Source organism: Aristaeella hokkaidonensis (assembly GCF_018128945.1).
GTDB lineage: Bacteria > Bacillota > Clostridia > Christensenellales > Aristaeellaceae > Aristaeella > Aristaeella hokkaidonensis.
The window spans coordinates 1,008,639-1,028,847 of sequence record NZ_CP068393.1 but is presented as its reverse complement, the minus strand read 5'-3'; the positions used below and the strand labels follow the sequence as shown (position 1 = coordinate 1,028,847).

Genomic DNA, 20,209 nt, shown 5'->3' with positions numbered 1-20,209 from the left:
AATGGGAATCATGGCAAGTCTGCTGAGTTTCGGTGTGACAGGCGTGAACGGTTATCAGGTCCATGTTGAAGTGTTCGGCACGGAAAGCATGCCCGGTATTGAAATCATCGGTCTTCCCGATGCATCCGTGAAGGAAAGCAAGGACCGGGTTAACGCTGCCATTATCAACAGCGGTAAACAGATGAACCCCAGACGGATCACGGTTAACCTGGCACCGGCAGACACCAAAAAGGAAGGTCCCTGTTTTGATCTGCCGATTGCAGTCGGAATGATGATCGCGGACGGAATACTGATCCCTGATCCGCCGACAGACCTGAAATCCGTAGCGCTTTTCGGCGAGCTAAGCCTGGACGGAAGCGTCCAGCCCATTAACGGCGCCCTTCCCATGGTGATCAGCGCCAAGGAAAACGGCATCAGTACCGTAATACTGCCGGAAAAAAATGCCTGCGAAGTTTCCTGCATACAGGATATCCGGATTCTCCCCGTATCACACCTGAGACAGGTGATCGCCTGGTTTGAAGGGAAGATGGAACTGGCAGAACAGAAGCAGGTTTCATTTGAAGCACTGAAAAACGAAGCGGTTCCTGTGGTGGACATGGCACAGATCAAAGGCCAGAAAGGCGCACGGCGGGCCGTTGAAGTGGCTGCAGCCGGCGGGCATAACATGCTGATGATCGGCGTGCCCGGCAGCGGCAAAACCATGCTTGCCCGCTGCATTCCCGGGATCCTGCCTCCGATGACCTTTGAAGAATCCCTTGAAACAACGCGAATCCATTCCATCTGCGGAAAACTGCAGGCAGGGAAGGGACTGATGGTCAACCGTCCCTTCTGCGCCCCGCACCATAACGCTTCCGTCGCCTCCCTGATCGGCGGCGGTCAGGACGCCAAACCCGGTGAAGTTTCCCTGGCGCATAACGGCGTCCTTTTCCTGGATGAACTGCCGGAATTCAGCCGCAGTGCGCTGGAAGCCCTCCGGCAGCCGCTGGAAGACGGAATTGTATCCGTAGCCAGAGTGAGACGCCAGGCCCAGTACCAGTCTTCCTTTATGCTGGTAGCCGCCATGAATCCCTGTCCCTGCGGTTTCTACGGCAGCAACCGCCGTACATGCAGATGTACGCCTCCTGAAATCAGAAGGTACCTGGATCGTGTTTCCGGTCCGCTGCTGGACAGAATAGACCTTCAGATCGAAGTTGATTCCGTGCCCATTAATGAAATCAATGATTCCGAGCCTTCCGAATCTTCCGCTGTTGTCGCTGCCAGAGTGCGGAAAGCGCGGGAAATCCAGCTGAAGAGATATGAAGGGACCGGAAAATACTGCAACGCACAGCTTACCAACGCTGAAGTAAAACAGTTCTGCACTCCGGACGCTGAAGGAACCGCCCTACTGAACGCTGCGGTGGATTCCCTGCACCTGAGCATGCGCGCCTACCAGCGGATCCTGAAAGTGGCCAGAACCATTGCCGATCTAGCCGGGGAAGAGACAATCTCCTCCGCTCATATTGCGGAAGCGGTCCAGTATCGGGAACTTGATCAGAAGTATTGGAGATGAATCCTGTGTCGCAATACGGTTATGCGTATGACGCGTGGCTTGCTTCAGCCTGTATGCCGGCTTCTGCGGTCAGAAAGCTGCTGGATTATTACGGTTCGTCCGAAGCATGCCATGAGGCTGTCTGCCGGAATGACGACGGACTGAAAGAGCTTATCTCCCAGCGGTTTTACCAGCTGCTGTATTCCACGGGAACAAAGGAAAACCTTGAAAAGCTCCAGAAGGTCATGGACAGGCACGGGATCAGATCCCTGGTTTTCACGGATCCTGGTTTTCCATCTTCGCTGCATGAAATCCATGATCCACCCGCCATTCTGTTCATGCAGGGAAACAAGGATTGCCTCAGGGACAGATCCCTGGCCATTGTCGGCAGCCGGGCCGCATCCTATACAGGACAGAAAGCCGCCGGCAGACTGGCGGAAGACCTGGGCAGGCACGGCATCACCGTCATCAGCGGACTAGCCTGCGGAATAGACGCCGCCGCGCATCGCGGCTGCCTGGACGGGAAGGGCCTGACAATCGCTGTCGTCGGAAACGGCCTGGATCGGGTCTATCCGGCAGATAACCGGTGCCTGCATGACGACATCCTGAAAAACGGCGGACTGATCATCAGTGAATACGCGCCGGGTGAAAAGGCACTGGGCTGGCATTTTCCTGTCAGGAACCGCATTATAGTCGGACTGAGCCGGGCCCTGATCCTCATGGAAGCCAGGATCCGCAGCGGCAGTATGACCTCCGTCAATCACGCGCTGGAGCAGGGGAAGGACGTGTTTGTCTATCCCGGCGACCCCGCTTCAGACTGTTTTGAGGGAAATCATCAGCTGCTGCGGGAAGGCGGACTCTATTTCACCAGCGCAAATGATATCCTTGAAGATCTTCACTGGCTTGACAATCCTTCCGCAGTAAGGCAAAATAGCGATTGCGTGCAGGGATACAAGCCTTCCACGCCGGAAGAAAAAACACTTATGAACGCACTGAAGCCGGGTGCACTGAGCTTTGAGCAGCTTATCGCCTGTACAGGCCTGAACCCTTCCGTACTGATGAGCACGCTGACAATTCTTCAGATCCGGGGCGTCATTGAAGCCCTGCCCGGCAAACAATATCAGATCAAGCATTAATCCATCCCGGAGGAGATAGATAAAAATGGCAACCAACAAACAGAAACTGATTATCGTGGAGTCCCCTGCAAAGGCCAAAACCATCAGCAAGTATCTGGGCAAAGGATATAAGGTGGAAGCCTCCCAGGGGCATGTATGCGATCTGCCCAAGAGCCAGCTTGGTGTGGATATCGATCATGACTTTGATCTGAAATACATCACGATCCGTGGACGCGGCGATATCCTGAGCCGTATCCGCAAAGAAGCCAAGAACGCTTCCCAGATCTATTTCGCGACAGACCCTGACCGCGAAGGGGAAGCCATCAGCTGGCATCTGTTTCACGTGCTTGGCGTGGATGAAAAATCTCCCTGCCGGATTGAATTCAATGAGGTCACCAAGAAAGCGGTTCAGGCCGCAATCAAAAAGCCGAGAAAGCTGGATATGGGCCGGATTGACGCCCAGCAGGCCCGCAGGGCGCTGGATCGGCTGGTCGGCTATAAAATCAGCCCGCTCCTCTGGGTCAAAGTGAAAAAAGGCTTGTCCGCAGGCCGTGTGCAGAGCGTTGCAACCCGTATGGTTGTGGAACGCGAACGTGAAATTGACAATTTCATCCCGGAAGAATACTGGGACATCACTGCCGACTGTACTGTCAAGGGTGAAAAGAAACCGGTCAGTTTCAGCGCCAGGTTTACCACCCTGGACGGACAGAAAAAGCCGGTCAGCAACAAGGCTGAAGCGGAAGAGATCCGGGCCCTGATTGAATCCGGGGACTTTACCGTTACAGATATCAAGAAAAAAGAAAAGAAAAGACAGCCTGCTCCGCCTTTCACCACTTCCAGCCTGCAGCAGGAAGCCGGCAGAAAGCTCAGCTTTACAACCGCCAAAACAATGCAGGTTGTCCAGCAGCTGTATGAAGGCGTGGACCTGCAGGGTGAAGGCGCCCAGGGTCTGGTGACCTATATCCGTACCGACAGCGTCCGGATCAGCGATGACGCAATGACCGCCCTTCGGGCATTCATTCCGGAAAAATACGGCAAGGAATACCTGCCGAAAGAGAAAAACGAGTTCAAGGGCCGCAAAAACGCTCAGGACGCCCATGAAGCCATCCGGCCGACTGACGTGACCCGTACGCCTGATTCCATCAAGAACTCCCTGAGCCGGGAGCAGTTTATGCTCTACAGGCTGATTTACAACCGCTTTGTCGCCAGCCAGATGGCTCCTGCCGTCTATGAAACCCTTTCCGCCGAGATTACCGACCAGCGGGTCGGGCTCAGGTTCTACGGCGAACATAAGATCTTTGCCGGATTTACGACCCTGTATGAAGAGGGAACAGACGAGAGCGAAGATAATGTGGAGATGACACTGCCCGCCCTGAAGGAAGGACAGAAGATCTCCGTGAAACAGATCAATACCGATCAGCATTTCACCCAGCCGCCGAGCCGCTATACCGAAGCAAGCCTTGTACGTACGCTTGAAGAAAACGGTATCGGCCGGCCTTCCACCTATGCGCCGACAATTACCACCATCATAGCGCGCGGATACGTATCCAGGGAAAAGAAGAGACTGTTCCCGACAGAGCTCGGCATCATGGTAACCGAGATGATGGAAAAGTACTTTACCCGGATCGTTGATACAGAATTCACCGCTTTCATGGAAGAAAAACTGGACGCGGTGGAAGAAGGCCAGCAGGACTGGAAGCAGATTCTCCGTGATTTCTATCCCGATTTTATCTCCACACTTTCCGTTGCTGAAAAAGAGATTGAAAAAGTGGAAGTCAAGGATGACGTCAGCGACGTACCCTGCGACAAATGCGGTGCGATGATGGTTTATAAGATGGGCAGATTCGGCCGCTTCCTGGCATGCCCGAATTTCCCTGAATGCCGGAATACCATGCCGATCCTGACATATATTGACGCGGCCTGCCCGGTATGCGGCAAGCGCCTGCTTGAAAAAACGAGCAAGAAAAACCGGAAATTCTACGGCTGCGAAGGATATCCGGAATGCGACTTTGTCAGCTGGGATAAACCCGCCAATGAAAAATGCCCGCAGTGCGGACACTATATGATTGAAAAGAGAAACAACAAGGGCGAAACCATCCATCTGTGTACAAATGAAAACTGCCGCTTCAAAAAAGTGGTTACCGTCAGCGGGGAAGAAGACAATGAGTGACCGTTCAGCCACAGTCATCGGCGCCGGGCTGGCCGGCTGTGAAGCTGCCTGGCAGCTGGCTGAAAGGGAAATCCATGTCCGACTGATCGAAATGAAGCCACACAAAATGTCACCGGCCCATCATTCCGACCAGTTTGCCGAGCTTGTCTGTTCCAACAGTTTCAGGGGAGACCGGCTGACCAACGCCGTCGGCCTGCTGAAGGAAGAAATGCGCATCCTGGGTTCCCTGATCATGCGCTGCGCTGACGAAACAAAGGTTCCTGCCGGCGGTGCGCTTGCCGTGGACCGGGATTCCTTTTCCGCCCATGTAACAAAAGCAATCACTGAACACCCGTTGATTGAGCAGATCCACGAAGAAGCCGTCAGCATTCCCGACGGACCGGTGATCATCGCCACCGGTCCACTGACCAGCGATGCGTTCGCCGAGGTAATCAGAAGCCTGCCCGGCATGAGCACGCTGAACTTCTATGACGCCGCGGCACCCATTGTGTTCAGGGAATCCCTGGATGAATCCAAACTTTTCCGGCTCAGCCGTTATAACCGGGGAAACGACTACCTGAACGCCCCCATGACAGAAGAAGAGTACACGGTTTTCATCAATGAACTGATCAATGCTGAAACCGCAGAAATCCACGGATTTGAGGAAAACCGTGTTTTTGAGGGCTGCATGCCCATTGAAAGCATGGCCAAACGGGGCTTTATGGTCCCCGCCTTCGGCCCGATGAAACCCGTCGGACTGGCCGATCCGCGCACCGGAAAGGAGCCTTTTGCCGTCGTACAGCTCCGGCAGGATAACGCATCGGATACGATGTACAACCTGGTGGGCTTCCAGACCCGGCTGAAATTCGGAGAACAGAAGCGGGTTTTCGGACTGATACCCGGGCTCGAGCATGCAGAGTATGCACGCTACGGCGTGATGCACCGCAACACATTCCTGAACAGTCCCGGATTCCTGAATTCTTCCTTTGAAATGATCAACCGGAAGCAATGCTTCTTCGCCGGACAGATTACAGGCGTAGAAGGTTATGTGGAAAGCGCGGGAAGCGGTCTGGTTGCCGGAATGACACTCGCCGCCGAACTGAATGAAACCGAAATCCCTGTTTTCCCGTCCTGCACCGCACTGGGCGCGATGGGAAAACATGTATCCACCCCTAATCCGAATTTCCAGCCCATGAACTGCTCCTTCGGCCTGATTGATCCGCTGCCCGTCATTCCGGGTGAAAAACGGCTGAAGAAAAAGCAGGACAGGTATGAAGCCGTTGCCCAGAGGTCTCTGTCCTGCATCCGAACCATACAAAGCCAGACAGGAGGGAAATAAGATGTCCAGTCCTTTCAGAGGTACTACCATCTGCGCCGTCAAAAAAGGCAATGAAATTGCGATTGCCGGAGACGGCCAGGTGACCATGGGAGAACATACCGTTTTTAAAACCACCGCGAAAAAAGTCCGCCGTCTGTATAACGGTGAAGTCGTTGTCGGTTTCGCCGGAAGCGTGGCAGACGCTTTTACTCTTTGTGAAAAATTCGAGGAGAAGCTCCAGCAGTGCGGAGGCAACCTGGAAAAAGCCGCGGTTGCGCTGGCACAGAACTGGCGGGGCGACCAGATGATGAGGCAGCTTGAATCCATGATGATTGCCGCCAACAAAGACCGGCTGCTGATTCTCAGCGGTACCGGCGAAGTGATTGATCCCGATGAAGGAATCGCTGCCATCGGTTCCGGCGGAAACTACGCCCTGGCCGCCGCAAGGGCATTGGTGCAGAACACGGACCTGAGCGCAGCTGAAATTGCGGAAAAATCACTGCATATCGCCGCCAGCATCTGCGTATACACCAATGACAATATTACCGTTGAAACAATCTGAAGAAGCAGGTGAACAACATGAGTGAACAGCAGCTGACTCCCAGACAGATTGTCCATGAACTGGACAGGTTTATTGTCGGGCAGGACGAGGCCAAGAAGGCTGTCGCCATTGCGCTGAGAAACCGTTACCGCCGCAGCCGCGTTGAAAGCGATCTGCGGGATGAAATTATCCCGAAGAACATCCTGATGATCGGACCGACCGGCGTCGGCAAAACTGAAATTGCCCGCCGCCTGGCCAAGCTGGTCAGCGCTCCATTTATCAAAGTGGAAGCTACCAAGTTTACGGAAGTGGGCTACGTCGGCCGTGACGTGGAAAGCATTATCCGCGACCTGACCGAAAATGCCGTCCGGATGGTCCGCCGGGAACATGAAGAACGCGTTATGCCGCGGGCCAGGGTGCTGGCAGAAGAGCGGCTGAGCGATCTGCTGGCGCACGGTCCCCGGAAGAATACAGCCTCCAATCCGCTGGATTTCCTGCTGGGCAAGCAGAAGGAACAGCAGCCCAGCGGCGAGGAAGTGGCCGCCCTGGCAAAAAGAAAAGAAGATATCCGTCTGCAGCTCATGCGGGGTGAAATCGAAGATACAGAATTGGATCTGGAAGTCGAAGAAGAAGCTCCCACGCTGGAAGTCGGCGGGAACAGCATCAGCCTCGGCGATATGATGGGCAATATGATGCCCAAGAGGACAAAAATCCGGCATGTGAAAGTCAGCGAGGCCCGCAAAATCCTGACAGACCAGGAAGCCGCCCGACTGATTGACAACGACGCCGTACAGGAAGAAGCTATCCACCGTACGGAACAGAACGGCATCGTCTTCATCGATGAAATCGACAAGATCGCCAGCGCCTCCGGGGCACACGGCCCGGACGTCAGCAGGGAAGGCGTACAGCGGGATATTCTTCCCATTGTGGAAGGATGTACTGTCAGCACAAAGTACGGACCTGTCAAAACAGATTATATGCTGTTTATCGCTGCCGGCGCATTCCATGTGAGCAAGGTCACAGACCTGATTCCTGAACTGCAGGGACGTTTTCCTGTCCATGTGAAACTCAAGAGCCTCACAAAGCAGGATTTCATGCAGATCATGACTGTGCCTGAAAACGCCCTGACCAAGCAGTACCAGGCGCTGCTGGCCGTGGACCGCGTGATGGTCACCTTTGAGGAAAGCGCGATTTCCGCAGTGGCGGAAGCCGCCTGCAACGCCAATGAAAACGCGGAAGATATCGGCGCCAGGAGACTGCACGCGATTTTCGAACAGCTGCTGGAGGACGTTCTGTTCAACGCCGGCGATGAAAATATGCCCCCGTTTGAGCTGAAGATTGACGAAGCATACGTCAATGAAAGGCTGAAAGGGGAGAACCGCCCCATGGACATCCGGAAGTTTATTCTGTAAGTTGTATTTCTTATGCCGCCTTGCTTTGCAGGCGGCTTTTTTCGTGTTATAATCCATAAAAACCGGCACAGGGAGGGTCTTTTGATGATTAACACCATCGGTATGATCGGTACAGGAAATATGGGTTCCGCCATTCTTCGCGGTATTGTGGACGCATCCTATGTCAAGGCTTCACAGATTATTGCATACGATGCCAGTTCCCGGAGAATGAGCGAACTGGAGGAAGACATCCCCGGCATTATCACAGCCCGTGACTGCCTGGAAGTTGCCGAAAAAGCGGACCTGATCATTCTGGCGATCAAGCCGATCTATGTGAAGGACGTTATCGAGGAAATCCGTCCCGCCCTGAACGGCAAGGCTGTTCTCAGCATCGCAGCCGGCTGGACGGTAAGCATGCTGGAAAACGCGCTGTACGGCACATCCGCTTCCTACCTGCGCGTGATGCCCAATACGCCCGCGCTGGTCGGCGAGGGAATGACCGCCCTGTGTGACAACACTACCTTCTCCAAGGAAGATTTCAACTACGCCAAGGGGATCTTTGATTCCATCGGAAAGACCAAAGTGCTGCCGGAGAGGCTGTTTGACGGTGTTGTTGCCGTCAGCGGCAGCAGCCCTGCCTATGTTTATATGATGATTGAAGCCATGGCGGATGCCGCTGTAAAAGAAGGCATTCCGCGGGTATATGCCTACGAAATGGCCGCCCAGAGCGTGCTGGGCAGCGCGCTGATGGTATTGTCCTCCGGAACCCATCCGGCCGCGCTGAAGGACGCCGTGTGTTCCCCCGGAGGTACCACGATTGAAGCTGTTGAGGAACTTGAAAGGAAGGGCTTCCGTGCGGCTATTATGGATGCCATGGACGCCTGTGCCCGCAAGAGCCGTGAACTTTCCAAGCAATAAGAGACAGAGGAAATAATTCCTATGGATGAAAAAAGAAAAACAGTCAATATCTATACAGACGGCGCCTGCAGCGGAAATCCCGGTCCCGGAGGCTGGGCAGCCATCCTTGAGTTCGGTCCGCACAGGAAAGAACTGAGCGGCTATATGGCCGGCACCACCAACAACCGGATGGAGCTTTTTGCTGCCATCAGCGGTCTGGGTGCACTGAAGGAGCCCTGCATCGTCAACCTGTACTCTGACAGCAATTACCTGGTCCAGGCTTTTAATGACCATTGGATCGAAAACTGGAAGAAGAACGGCTGGAAAACCAGCGGCGGCGGAAAAGTGGAAAACCAGGATTTATGGTTCATCCTTTCCGCACAAACCGCCAAGCATCAGGTGACCTTTATCAAAGTCAAAGGGCATGCCGATCATCCGGAGAACAACCGCTGTGACGAGCTGGCCAGGGCTGCCATTGACGAATATCGCAGAATCAACACAGAGAAGCCCTCTGAGGAGTAACAGAACCGTTTTCCGGAGTAAAATGATGGAAATATACAATGGAAGGCCTGCCGATGAAAATGGCAGGCTTTCGCGCGAAATACGCACATATGACTTCCTGGACTGGCTTGGAATACCGTATCAGCGGACCGATCACGAACGCGCGGATCATATGGAAGCCTGCAACATCATCGACGCCGTACTCGACGTTGTAATCTGCAAGAACCTGTTCCTCTGCAACCGGCAGAAAACAGCCTTTTATCTTCTGATGATGCCCGGCGGGAAGAAATTCAGGACAAAGGAACTATCCGCACAGATCCATTCTTCCAGGCTGTCCTTTGCGGAGCCTGAGGATATGCTGAAATACCTGGATATCGAACCGGGCGCCGTAAGCATTATGGGGCTGATGAACGACAGGGGACAGAACGTCCGCCTGCTGATTGATGAAGACATACTCGGCGATGACTATATCGGCTGTCATCCCTGCGTATGCACGTCCAGCCTGAAGATCAAAACAAAAGACGTTCTGGAGCGGTTCCTTCCGGCCACCGGTCATGACTATCAGACAGTATGCCTGAAAGGGGAGGAATAATTTCAATTCTGCGTTTAACAGCTTCCGAATATGTTTCAAGCAGGTAAAGCAAAAAAATGAAATCCTGCGTCAAACGGGAGGAGCATTGACAGATTTCCGGGCTGATGGTATGATGGTTACAAATATATAACTATTCGCTAAACCACAGTTTTACGAATAGTTTAACTGTAAAAGATCCTTTTGATTCATCAACAGGGCTTGGGAGGCTGTTTCTGATGGCTGAGCACGTCAACCGTTACAGAGAAGAGATGGATGCTAAACGCATTCTGCAGATTCGTGATATCACCCGCGAGCTCCCTCAGGCCTGCGGTGATTTTCTTCGTTCGATTGCTATATCCACCAGCACGCTGACCAGGCTGGCATACGCTATCGATCTGAACACATTTTTCTCCTTTTTACATGATGAACGTGTTCAGTTCGCCGATAAGCCCCCCAGGCTGATGAACGACGCTGACCTCGAAAAACTGGACAGGACGGACATTGTCGCCTACACCGAATACCTGACCTACTATTTGAAAAGTACGGATGATGATTCGGTACCTAACAAAGTATATGTCAATCATGAACTGGCCATTAAAAGAAAGCTTTGCTCCATTCGTTCATTCTATGATTATCTTTTCAAAAACCAGCGTATTTCCTCCAATGTGACCGAGCTGGTTCCCCTCCCCAAGATTCACGAGAAACCCATTATCCGCCTGAACAAAAATGAAATGTCCCGGATGCTTGAACTGGCCCAGAGCGGTGATCAATTGACAGATCATCAGCAGAAATTCCAGAAAATCACAGCAAAACGGGATTATGCCATCCTTTCCCTCTTCCTCGGAACCGGAATCCGTGTCAGCGAGTGCGTGGGAATCAATATCGGAGACGTGGACCTGGAAAACAACGCCTTTATTGTCACCCGTAAGGGTGGCAATCAGGTCGTTCTGTATTTCCCTCCTGAAGTAGCCGAAGCGCTGGCGGATTACATGCAGGAACGGTCACATACAGAGGCTGTGGAAGGCCATGAAGACGCTTTATTCCTGAGCCTTCAGCGCAAAAGAATCACACAGCGGGCCGTTCAGAACCTGGTCAAGAAATATGCGGCTGTGGCTGCGCCGCTGAAATCAAAGATAAGCCCGCATAAACTGCGCAGCACCTATGCAACAAACCTTTATAATGAGACGGGCGATATTTATCTTGTCGCAGATGTGCTTGGCCATACCTCCGTGGATACGACCAGAAAGCATTACGCGGATATGACTGATGCAAGACGCCGTATGGCAGCGGAACATGTCCATCTGCCGGGCGATCCCGATTTCCGGAAGGAATAAGACACCAGATCATTTATTTTTCATCAGATCGAGAATCTTTTTGGTCAGCTGCTTGATCTCGCTGTTTGCGTGTCCCTTCAGCTGTTCAGTATATCTTTCCAGCGCGGATACAGCCACCCTGAGATCCGTATAAGCCTTATTCTTTTTATCCTTTGCTGCCGATGTACTGCTTCCGGATGCAGAGGATTTCTTTTTGATCACAGGCTCCGTCAGGCGGATCCACTCCCCTTTCAGGAGATCAAATTCGGAGCCTGAATACGGAGCAAGAGACTGGAGTCCCATGTTTTCCTGCACATACGAGGCAAAACCGGAACAGGACAGATTATCTCCATGATTGACAAACACATAGGAAGGCTTCTTTTCGAAAGCAGACAACCATCCAATGAGGCCGTCCCTGTCCGCATGTCCGGAAATCCCCTGAAGCAGGGCTATCCGGGCTTTGACGTCAATTTCCTCACCGAGAATTTTAACGGATTCCGCCCCGTCATAGATAATCCGGCCAAGCGTTCCGTTGGCCTGGTAACCGACAAAAAGAATCGTATTCCGGCTGTCCCACAGGTTATGCTTCAGATGATGACGGATCCGTCCGCCTTCACACATTCCGCCGGATGAAATGATTACTTTGGGCGTTTTATCAGCGTTCAGCGCTTTTGATTCATCTGAGGAAACGGTTGTATACAATCCGTCAAACCAGATGGGATTCTGGCCTTCAGCCATGATTTCCCTGGTCGGCGGGTCCAGGCATACCTGGCTGCACTGTAGGAACACAGCTGTGGCTTCATTGGCCAGCGGACTGTCCACATAAACAGGAAAAGACTCAAATTCCGGAAGCAGGTGCTTCTGCTTGATTTCCCGGAAGAAATAGAGCAGTTCCTGCGTGCGGCCGACAGCGAAGGAAGGAATAATCACACTGCCTCCCCTGCCGAACGTCTCCCTGAGTATCTCTGTGAGTGCTGGTATCGGCGGATTGACCGTTTCGTGGATCCGTGTGCCGTAAGTCGATTCAATCAGCAGATAATCCGCCTCTTTTACCGGCTGCGGATTATTAATGATCGGTTGATCAAGATTGCCCACATCGCCTGAACACACGAGTTTCCGCCTTTCCCCGCGGTCTTCCAGGAACAGCTCCACAAAGGAAGAGCCGAGCAGATGGCCCGCATCGGAAAAGCGGGCGGAAAGGCCTTCATCCACCATATAAACTTCGCCGTATTCACAGGGTTTGAACAAGTCCATCGTCTCGGCAGCGTCCTCGCTTGTATACAGCGGTTCCACAACCGCTCCGCTGTGCCGGAGGTTTTTCTTTGTTTCATAGGCAGCGTCAGTTTCCTGGATATGGGCACTGTCAGCCAGCATGATGGAACAGAGGTTTTCTGTCTCCGCTGTCGCATAGATCGTTCCCCTGAATCCTCTTTTATACAGCAGTGGCAGCATGCCGGAATGATCAATATGGGCATGGGTCAGAAATACATATTCAATCTGTCCCGGAGCAACCGGCAGTTCCTCCATGACAAAGTCGTTTTCGCCCTGCTCCATGCCGTAATCCACAAGGAAATAACGATTATCCATCCATTCAACAAGGGTACAGCTGCCTGTAACCTGATGCGCGGCACCGATAAAAGTGATTTTCATGGCTCACGAAACCTTTCGTTATATTATTTGCAAAAAGATAAGACGACCGATATAATAAATAAGCTGTACAGCCTTGTCAGGAAAGACTGTTACGGCTGTCGTTTTCCTGTTCAAGCATGATGCCGTCAATATTGATGCCCCGGTATTCAGCATCTCCCCTGACACATTTCATGCAGTTGTCGCAGATCTTTTCCGGATCGAGATCGCAGCGGTCACACTCACCGCAGCCTATACACTCCCTGTCGTACAGCACACACTGCTTATGCACAGCCATCGTCCGGAACACCTCCTGTTTGACCTATTATACATTGTGCCTGAAAGGACGGTCAAGTTTATTCATGATCGAGTTGCGGACCTTTACGGAAGAAGAATACCATCAGTTTTTCAGACATTACGAATCTGATCCGATGATGGATCCTTCCCCTTTCCATTATAATAAGGAGCAGATTTCCCGGTCCTATGCCTATAATCATGACGGATACAGGGATGACTATGTCCACTTCGGTATATTCCAGGACAACCAGCCTGTCGGTTCCTTTCAGCTGAAAAGAATGAACCGGGAGAAAGGTGTCTGCGAGTTCGGCATTATCCTTCAGAATGACAGCTGCAAGAACCGTGGAATCGGCACCGAAGCAATCCGTCTTGGTATGGAGGCCGCCCGGGATCTGTACGGCATGAAAACCCTGATCGGCGATACAATGGGAAGAAACAAAAGAATGATTCGGGTTTTTGAAAAACTGGGATTCCAGTTAACCGAAAGAATTTCTGCTTCCTTTGAACTTCCGGACGGTCAGAAGGAAGACCGGCTGGTTTACACAATCAATCTGACGGAGGAGAATCCAAAATGATCCCTACCATACAGCTTAAACCTGGCAAAGAAAAACGTGTATACACCCTTCACCCCTGGATCTTCAAAAGCGATATCGAAAAGGAACTGAACGGTTGTGCCGCCGGGGACATTGTGGATATCATCAGTTCCAAAGGAAAGTTCCTGGCCAGAGGATACTATAATCCCAACAGCCAGATTGCCCTGCGGATCATGACCTACAATGAAGAAGAAGCAGTGGATCGTGACCTGGTTTTCCGCAGAATCCATGAAGCAGTGGAATACCGTCGTACCTTTGCGGATCTGAAAAGCTGCCGTCTTGTATTTGCTGAAAGCGACAGGCTTCCTGCGCTGATTGTGGATGCCTTTGATGATGTTCTGGTGCTGCAGTGCCTGGCGCTGGGAATGGAACGGTTTAAAAAGGATATCGTGGACGCGCTTGTGGAAGAAGTGCATCCACGGGGCATCTGGGAAAGAAATGACGTACCGGTCCGCAAACTGGAAGGTCTTGAAATGTGTACCGGTTTGCTGTACGGCGAAGTACCGGACCGAGTACAGATGTGCGAAAACGGCGTCAAATTCTGGGTTGATGTGAAAGAAGGCCAGAAAACCGGCTTTTTCCTGGACCAGAAGGAGAACCGCGCCGCCATTGCTCCCTTTGTGAAGGGGCAGAAGGTGCTGGACTGTTTCACCCATACCGGATCCTTTGCACTGCATGCGGGACATTACGGCGCCTCTGAAGTGACAGGCGTGGACATCAGCGAATTTGCCTGTGAATGTGCTGCCGAAAACGCTGCGCTGAACCACCTGGAAGACAGGGTACATTTTGTGGCGGCGAACGCGTTTGATCTTCTTTCTGAGCAGAGCCGCAAAGGCGAAAAGTATGATGTGATTATTCTGGATCCCCCTGCCTTTACCAAATCACGCAATGCTGTGGACAGTGCGCTGAGGGGTTATAAGGAAATCAATCTGCGCGCCATGAAAATGATCCGCGAAGGCGGGTACCTGATCACATGTTCCTGCAGCCAGCATGTGCTGCCGGAAATGTTCAGGACGATGGTGCTTGACGCGGCAAAAGACGCAAAAGTACTGCTCAGGCAGGTAGAATTCAGGACACAGGGAAAAGATCATCCAATCCTGCCCTATGCCCGTGAAACCGAATACCTGAAGTGCGGTATATATCAGGTTTTCAGATGAGATGACAGATCAGCTGTTTTTCGATCAGCTGTCATAACCGAGATTCTTCAGATCGGACGCATTGTTGCGCCAGTCAGGACGGATTTTTACCCACAATTTCAGATTGATGTGAGTATCCATCAGTTTTTCAATATCGAGCCGTGCTTCAGTACCGATGGTCTGAAGCATGGTTCCGTTTTTACCGATAATAATACCTTTATGGGCAGCCCGTTCACAATATACGGTAGCGTTAATCTCAGTCAGTTTATCACTGAGCGCCTCAATCTTCATGATTTCCACACCGATCCCGTGCGGCACTTCATCCCGGAGATGACGAAGCGCTTTTTCGCGGATAATTTCGGCGCACAGAATCCGCTCCGGCTGGTCTGTAATCATATCTTCCGGGAAATACTGAGGTCCTTCCGGCAGGTGATTTTCAAGGCTTGTGATCAGTTCCTCCACACCGTCTCCGGTCCTGGCGCTAACAGGGATAATCTCCTCAAATCCTGTATCCGCTGCCTTGGCCGTAGCCGCAAGGATCTGCTCCGGTGTCGCCAGATCGATCTTGTTCAGTGCCAGGATGACAGGAACCTTTTTCTCCTTCATTCCCTCAGCAACACGCAGATCATTCTCCGTAATATGAGTGACATCAAAAAGCACCAGTACGGCGTCCATACCGTCCATGGCATCGCGAACCGAATGCATCATATATTCCCCGAGTTTTGTCCGTGGATCATGAATTCCGGGCGTATCCAGGAAAACGATCTGGTGCTCAGGTCTCGACAGCACACCCATAATCCGGCTGCGGGTGGTCTGGGGTTTACTGGATACTATTGCGATTTTTTCTCCGATCATTCTGTTCATCAGAGAAGACTTCCCCACATTGGGTCTTCCAATGATAGTCACAAATCCGGAATGATAGCTTTTTGCTTTCTGATTCATAGATTTTCTCCTGTTCAATGTTCCATGCTGTGGGGACCGAAGCCCTCCGGAAGCAGTTCCTTCAGCGTTTTTTCCTCCACATGGTCATCCCATGTAACTAGAATCCTGAGATCCGGGGCAAATTCATTGAGTACCTGCCTGCACGCGCCACAGGGCCAGGCTTTTGTTTTCGCTGCAATCGCAAGTACGTCGAAGGAACGGACTCCTTCACTGACAGCCTTGAAAACTGCTGTCCTTTCAGCACAGTTAGTCAGGCCGAAGGAAGCATTTTCCACGTTGCAGCCTGTAAAAATCCTGCCGTCCGTGCTGTGTAGCGCCGCTCCTACAGGATAGGAGGAATAAGGTGAATAGCTTCTGGTCATGGCTTCCCTGGCTTTGGAAAGCAGGAGCTGATCATCCACAGCATCAGTCTCTTCCCTGCTGACGGACGCTGCTGCAAGAATCTTTTCCTCCATCGCTCTCATCCTTTCCTTATCGGATTCCTCTATATGATCATATCCCATCAGATGGCAGATACCGTGAACCAGGAGATATACTGCTTCTCTTTTAACGGTATGGCCGTATTCCCGGGCCTGAGCGATCAGATGAGGTACAGAAATAAACAGGTCACCGAGAAAAGCGGCATCATACTCATCGTCGTATTCCTGCCTGAGCAGCGTTTCACTGTCGCCGGCTGTTTTGCCCAACGGATAATTGACCGAAGGAAAAGAAAGCACATCCGTTGAACGGTCAATTCCCCTGTACTGCCTGTTGATATCCGCAATCATGGCGTCATCACACAGGCATACAGTAACGGCACAGGGAATGGTCACGTTTTCACATTTCAGGCAAAGGTCGGCTGCTGTCTTCATTCGTTCCATAATGGCAGAATCAATCTCATTACGGACATCCCATTCAATCAGCACTTTCCGTCTCCTCATTTCTCTTCTGTTCAGTCACTTCAGGAGTTTCCTCAGCGGGATGCTCCGCCTGTTTATCCTGAAGTTCTTCGCTGGCTGTGCCTGCTTCTGGTTTAATCTCTTCTGTTTTCTGTTCCCTCTGATTCTCAGGCTGTGCAGGTTCATTCTTCACAACAGGCTGAACGACATATTTCTCCACTTTGGGATACTCGATCCGTTCATGATAGACACCTTTCAGGATACCGGAAAAAGCTGTGCAGATCTCGTCGATATCGCTGAGGGAAAGCGGGCATTCGCTCAGCTGTCCGTCCTCGAGTTTGCCTCTGATCAGGCGCTCAATGTACTGGTCAATCGCCTTCGGTGTCGGATCCTTCATGGAACGGATCGCCGCTTCAATACTGTCAGCCATCATGACAATGGATGCTTCCCTGGTACGCGGTTTCGGACCCGCATAACGGAAATCATTGATATCCACATGCCTGCCGTCTGACATCTGGAGCGCTTTATGATAGAAGAACATAACAGGCGTCACGCCGTGATGCTGCAGGATGATATCCTGAATTTCCGGCGGCAGATGCTCTTTCTGCGCCATCAGCGCGCCGTCTTTTGTATGGGATGTCAGGATTGCCGCGGATACATAGGGATCCGTTTTTTCATGTGGATTGTTTCCGTGCTGGTTCTCGCTGAAATATCCGGGACGCTTCAGTTTACCGATATCATGATAATAGGCACCGGCTCTTGCAAGATAAGCATTGGCACCGATCTTATCCGCCGCTGCTTCCGCCAGATTGGCCACAATAATGGAATGATGATAGGTGCCCGGAGCTTCAAGCATAAGCCGTTTCATGAGCGGCTGATTCGGGTTGGTGATTTCCAGAAGCCGGCTGGGCGTGGCGAGGTGGAAAACTCCCTCAAAAGCAGGCTGAAGTGCCACGGCAAGTGCTCCGCTCAGCAGACTCCCCGTCAGCGCCCAGACTCCGGTCTGAATCATGTTCAGCGTCTCAGCGGACGTCAGGAGCTTGATCCCGACAATCATAATCAGGCAGAAAACAGCGGAGATCAGCCCGGAAACCAATACGCGCACACGCTGCGGTCTTCCTTTCAGGAACCATACTGTTGCGATACCGCTGGAAAGCGTATTGGCCATAATCAGGACAACATCATAGAAGGTGGTATTGCTGTTGCAGGAAGTAATGCCGGCAAAAAGCAGCGCAAGCGGAACCATAAGCACAAGACCCGCCCGGTATCCGATCAGTACTGTGCCCAGGATAGTACCAAGCGCAATTGGAATAATATAGAGGCTCGGAAGTAAAGTGGCGATGGAAGCAAAACCATAGCAAAGGATCAGGATGATGAGGATGACCGCCAGCTTGCGTATATCCTTCAGCAGGTCTTTCAACAGAAGATGAAGCATCATCATCAGGGCGACCATCGCAAGAACCGTTGTAATCAAAGCGCCGCCGTAAACGGAATAATCATAATGATTATCGTTCAGGAATCCCAGACTTCGAAGCATTTCAATCTGATTGAGGGTGATCCTGTCGCCTTCACGGATAATATTCTGCCCCTGGGGTACAATAACCGGTTCCACAGCTTCCCTAGCCTTCTGCCGGTTACTCTCATAATCCTCCTGGTTGATCGGCATATTCGGTTTGATACAGGTACGCAGAACGATGGGAATAATATTCTGGATATAGGAAATATCAACAGTCGTATAGCCCACATTCTGCATGATACTCATGATTTCCTGGGCTACCTGTCCTTCCCGGATTCCTGAACTCAACGAGTTCTCTACAACCTTTGTAACCGTGGTGACCATTTTTTCAAATTCTTCGGTATCACCACGCATGACAGTGGTCAGCTGCGTCCTGTTGTTCAGGGACAGGATCTCCAGCATTGCGAGGGCATGGTCAATTTCTTCTTCAGAAAAAGGGCGGTTGGAAACCACAGTTCCGTCGTCCTGTGTTCTTAATTCAAGGCCGTACTGCTGTATGTTCCGGAGTTCCTGGAATGCGTTTGACAGCATTTCCATAACTTCTTCCTTGACGCCCGGTGTATAGCCGTATTGGGGTTCCACGCTGTCAGCAGCGGCGTTCCTTTTGTCTTCTGTCGCAACAATATCTTCAACATCTTTTGTGGCATTAATTGTCACATGGGAAATAGTACCCACACGAAGATCGTATTTTTTCGGCGTGCATATACAGAAGAACAGTCCGAGAATGATCAGAAATGTGCCCAGAATCATCAGGAAACAGATGCTGGAAGAGGAATGCAGCCAGCTGTAGAAAGAATGTTCGCTATTCTTTTTCATATCCTGTTCTTTTTTGTTCTGACTCTCTGTCATTTTTCGTCCTTTCCGGATGGATCATCCGAGACGTGTGACGTCTTTTCATATGCCTCAACAATCTGCTGAACCAGTTCATGCCGGACAATATCCTTTCCGGACAGCTCAACAATACCGATTTCGGGAATATGCCGCAGAAGCTGAACTGCTTCTGCCAGTCCGGACTTCTTGCCCGCCGGAAGATCTGTCTGGGTAATATCACCGGTTACCACAACACGGGAATGAAAACCCATACGTGTAAGGAACATCTTCATTTGCTCAGAAGTGGTATTCTGTGCTTCATCCAGAATAATGAACGCATCTGACAGGGTTCTGCCGCGCATATAAGCCAGCGGGGCGACCTCAACAATACCCCGTTCAATCAGCTTTGTGTAGGAATCAGCGCCCATGAAATCATACATGGCGTCATAGAGCGGCCGGAGGTACGGATCAACCTTCTGGGTCAGATCACCGGGCAGGAAGCCCAGTTTTTCCCCTGCTTCCACGGCAGGTCTGGTCAGAATGATCCGCTCGACTTCTTTGTTTTTCAGTGCCATCACTGCAAGCGCCATGGCCAGATATGTTTTGCCGGTGCCTGCAGGACCGACGGCAAATGTCAGCACATGATTGCGGATGGTATCAACATAGGTTTTCTGACCCAGGGTTTTGCAGGTGATCTCTTTCCCACGGTGAGTTACAGCAATAACCCTTTTCAGGTTCTCTTCAATCTGGCCGGTCTTTCCTTCCCTGACCATCGCAATGGTATAGCGGATCCTGATCCGGTCCACGTTTTCATTGCGATGAATCATCTCAAGGAGAAGCATAATGACCTGACGGGCCAGTTCCTTGTCTTTTTCTTCTCCTGTAATCACCAGGTGATTGTGTCGAAGCGCAACGCTGACGTTGCATTCCTGTTCAATCAGCGCAATATTACGGTCGTTCAATCCGAAAAGGGAAACATAGGCGTCCATGGATTCTGGAGTCAGTGCAAGTTCGGTTTCTTCCGGCAAATCTGTGACTTCCCTTCGTAAATACTTTAGTATGATTATTATGATACTGAATTTGGCTG

Annotated in this window: 18 protein-coding genes; 12 read left to right on the top strand and 6 right to left on the bottom strand. The window is 51.6% G+C overall.

Annotation, left to right across the window (positions count from 1 at the left end):
* Positions 1-10: 10 nt before the first annotated feature.
* From JYE49_RS04755 to JYE49_RS04710, 10 genes are all read left to right on the top strand, one after another.
* Entirely contained in the window at positions 11-1,549 is a 1,539-nt protein-coding gene (locus tag JYE49_RS04755) for a YifB family Mg chelatase-like AAA ATPase (protein ID WP_283399310.1), read from the top strand.
* Positions 1,546-2,664 carry a DNA-processing protein DprA gene (gene dprA, locus JYE49_RS04750; RefSeq protein ID WP_093956310.1) on the top strand — a complete coding sequence of 373 codons (1,119 nt, stop codon included), beginning with the start codon at positions 1,546-1,548 and terminating at the stop codon, positions 2,662-2,664. The genes JYE49_RS04755 and dprA overlap by 4 nt, the downstream gene beginning before the upstream one ends.
* 25 nt (positions 2,665-2,689) lie before the next feature.
* The gene (gene topA / locus JYE49_RS04745) at positions 2,690-4,813 is read left to right on the top strand and encodes a type I DNA topoisomerase (protein WP_093956309.1); all 2,124 of its coding nucleotides are present in this window, start codon (positions 2,690-2,692) and stop codon (positions 4,811-4,813) included.
* Positions 4,806-6,131, top strand: coding sequence for a methylenetetrahydrofolate--tRNA-(uracil(54)-C(5))-methyltransferase (FADH(2)-oxidizing) TrmFO (gene trmFO, locus JYE49_RS04740; protein ID WP_093956308.1), 1,326 nt, complete (start codon positions 4,806-4,808; stop codon positions 6,129-6,131). The genes topA and trmFO overlap by 8 nt, the downstream gene beginning before the upstream one ends.
* A gap of 1 nt (position 6,132) precedes the next feature.
* Positions 6,133-6,672, top strand: a complete 540-nt coding sequence (gene hslV / locus JYE49_RS04735; RefSeq protein WP_093956307.1) for an ATP-dependent protease subunit HslV — start codon at positions 6,133-6,135, stop codon at positions 6,670-6,672.
* Positions 6,669-8,063: an ATP-dependent protease ATPase subunit HslU gene (gene hslU / locus JYE49_RS04730; protein WP_283399322.1), complete on the top strand. Its 1,395-nt coding sequence runs from the start codon at positions 6,669-6,671 to the stop codon at positions 8,061-8,063. Before hslV ends, hslU begins: the two co-directional genes overlap by 4 nt.
* Positions 8,064-8,147: 84 nt before the next feature.
* On the top strand, positions 8,148-8,960 hold the full coding sequence (gene proC, locus JYE49_RS04725; RefSeq protein ID WP_093956305.1) for a pyrroline-5-carboxylate reductase: 813 nt from the start codon (positions 8,148-8,150) through the stop codon (positions 8,958-8,960).
* Positions 8,961-8,981: 21 nt separating this feature from the next.
* Positions 8,982-9,461, top strand: coding sequence for a ribonuclease HI (gene rnhA / locus JYE49_RS04720; RefSeq protein ID WP_093956304.1), 480 nt, complete (start codon positions 8,982-8,984; stop codon positions 9,459-9,461).
* Positions 9,462-9,486: 25 nt separating this feature from the next.
* Entirely contained in the window at positions 9,487-10,032 is a 546-nt protein-coding gene (locus JYE49_RS04715) for a prolyl-tRNA synthetase associated domain-containing protein (RefSeq protein WP_093956303.1), read from the top strand.
* Between the two features lie 215 nt (positions 10,033-10,247).
* Positions 10,248-11,345, top strand: a complete 1,098-nt coding sequence (locus JYE49_RS04710; RefSeq protein ID WP_093956302.1) for a tyrosine-type recombinase/integrase — start codon at positions 10,248-10,250, stop codon at positions 11,343-11,345.
* A 9-nt stretch (positions 11,346-11,354) separates the two neighbouring features.
* Here JYE49_RS04710 and JYE49_RS04705 read toward each other — a convergent pair whose 3' ends face one another.
* Both JYE49_RS04705 and JYE49_RS04700 read right to left on the bottom strand, forming a co-directional pair.
* Entirely contained in the window at positions 11,355-12,974 is a 1,620-nt protein-coding gene (locus JYE49_RS04705) for an MBL fold metallo-hydrolase RNA specificity domain-containing protein (protein WP_093956301.1), read from the bottom strand.
* Positions 12,975-13,050: 76 nt separating this feature from the next.
* Positions 13,051-13,248, bottom strand: a complete 198-nt coding sequence (locus tag JYE49_RS04700) for a hypothetical protein (protein WP_179217222.1) — start codon at positions 13,246-13,248, stop codon at positions 13,051-13,053.
* Positions 13,249-13,312: 64 nt separating this feature from the next.
* On the opposite strand from JYE49_RS04700, the gene JYE49_RS04695 reads away from it, so the two are divergent.
* Together JYE49_RS04695 and JYE49_RS04690 are read left to right on the top strand one after the other, a co-directional pair.
* Positions 13,313-13,822 (top strand): GNAT family N-acetyltransferase, encoded by a 510-nt coding sequence (locus JYE49_RS04695; RefSeq protein WP_179217221.1) that lies wholly within the window; start codon positions 13,313-13,315, stop codon positions 13,820-13,822.
* Entirely contained in the window at positions 13,819-14,997 is a 1,179-nt protein-coding gene (locus JYE49_RS04690; RefSeq protein ID WP_093956299.1) for a class I SAM-dependent rRNA methyltransferase, read from the top strand. The genes JYE49_RS04695 and JYE49_RS04690 overlap by 4 nt, the downstream gene beginning before the upstream one ends.
* 24 nt (positions 14,998-15,021) lie before the next feature.
* Here the strand turns inward: JYE49_RS04690 and era are convergent, their stop codons facing one another.
* The 4 genes from era to JYE49_RS04670 are packed head-to-tail and all read right to left on the bottom strand — an operon-like array spanning position 15,022 to position 20,150.
* On the bottom strand, positions 15,022-15,918 hold the full coding sequence (gene era / locus JYE49_RS04685; protein ID WP_093956298.1) for a GTPase Era: 897 nt from the start codon (positions 15,916-15,918) through the stop codon (positions 15,022-15,024).
* A 14-nt stretch (positions 15,919-15,932) separates the two neighbouring features.
* On the bottom strand, positions 15,933-16,838 hold the full coding sequence (cdd, locus tag JYE49_RS04680) for a cytidine deaminase (RefSeq protein ID WP_093956297.1): 906 nt from the start codon (positions 16,836-16,838) through the stop codon (positions 15,933-15,935).
* On the bottom strand, positions 16,813-19,128 hold the full coding sequence (locus tag JYE49_RS04675; protein WP_179217220.1) for an HD family phosphohydrolase: 2,316 nt from the start codon (positions 19,126-19,128) through the stop codon (positions 16,813-16,815). Before JYE49_RS04675 ends, cdd begins: the two co-directional genes overlap by 26 nt.
* Positions 19,129-19,157: 29 nt before the next feature.
* On the bottom strand, positions 19,158-20,150 hold the full coding sequence (locus JYE49_RS04670; RefSeq protein WP_283399309.1) for a PhoH family protein: 993 nt from the start codon (positions 20,148-20,150) through the stop codon (positions 19,158-19,160).
* Positions 20,151-20,209: the final 59 nt, after the last annotated feature.

What these genes read in the sequence shown, in the direction of transcription:
- topA (WP_093956309.1), top strand. Translation starts at nt 2,690, where the DNA reads ATGGCAACCAACAAACAGAAACTGATTATCGTGGAGTCCCCTGCAAAG.
- era (WP_093956298.1), bottom strand. Translation starts at nt 15,918, where the DNA reads ATGAATCAGAAAGCAAAAAGCTATCATTCCGGATTTGTGACTATCATT.
- JYE49_RS04755 (WP_283399310.1), top strand. Translation starts at nt 11, where the DNA reads ATGGCAAGTCTGCTGAGTTTCGGTGTGACAGGCGTGAACGGTTATCAG.
- JYE49_RS04705 (WP_093956301.1), bottom strand. Translation starts at nt 12,974, where the DNA reads ATGAAAATCACTTTTATCGGTGCCGCGCATCAGGTTACAGGCAGCTGT.
- JYE49_RS04675 (WP_179217220.1), bottom strand. Translation starts at nt 19,128, where the DNA reads ATGAAAAAGAATAGCGAACATTCTTTCTACAGCTGGCTGCATTCCTCT.
- hslV (WP_093956307.1), top strand. Translation starts at nt 6,133, where the DNA reads ATGTCCAGTCCTTTCAGAGGTACTACCATCTGCGCCGTCAAAAAAGGC.
- dprA (WP_093956310.1), top strand. Translation starts at nt 1,546, where the DNA reads ATGAATCCTGTGTCGCAATACGGTTATGCGTATGACGCGTGGCTTGCT.
- JYE49_RS04695 (WP_179217221.1), top strand. Translation starts at nt 13,313, where the DNA reads ATGATCGAGTTGCGGACCTTTACGGAAGAAGAATACCATCAGTTTTTC.
- JYE49_RS04715 (WP_093956303.1), top strand. Translation starts at nt 9,487, where the DNA reads ATGGAAATATACAATGGAAGGCCTGCCGATGAAAATGGCAGGCTTTCG.
- cdd (WP_093956297.1), bottom strand. Translation starts at nt 16,838, where the DNA reads ATGAGGAGACGGAAAGTGCTGATTGAATGGGATGTCCGTAATGAGATT.
- rnhA (WP_093956304.1), top strand. Translation starts at nt 8,982, where the DNA reads ATGGATGAAAAAAGAAAAACAGTCAATATCTATACAGACGGCGCCTGC.
- trmFO (WP_093956308.1), top strand. Translation starts at nt 4,806, where the DNA reads ATGAGTGACCGTTCAGCCACAGTCATCGGCGCCGGGCTGGCCGGCTGT.
- JYE49_RS04690 (WP_093956299.1), top strand. Translation starts at nt 13,819, where the DNA reads ATGATCCCTACCATACAGCTTAAACCTGGCAAAGAAAAACGTGTATAC.
- proC (WP_093956305.1), top strand. Translation starts at nt 8,148, where the DNA reads ATGATTAACACCATCGGTATGATCGGTACAGGAAATATGGGTTCCGCC.
- JYE49_RS04700 (WP_179217222.1), bottom strand. Translation starts at nt 13,248, where the DNA reads ATGGCTGTGCATAAGCAGTGTGTGCTGTACGACAGGGAGTGTATAGGC.
- JYE49_RS04710 (WP_093956302.1), top strand. Translation starts at nt 10,248, where the DNA reads ATGGCTGAGCACGTCAACCGTTACAGAGAAGAGATGGATGCTAAACGC.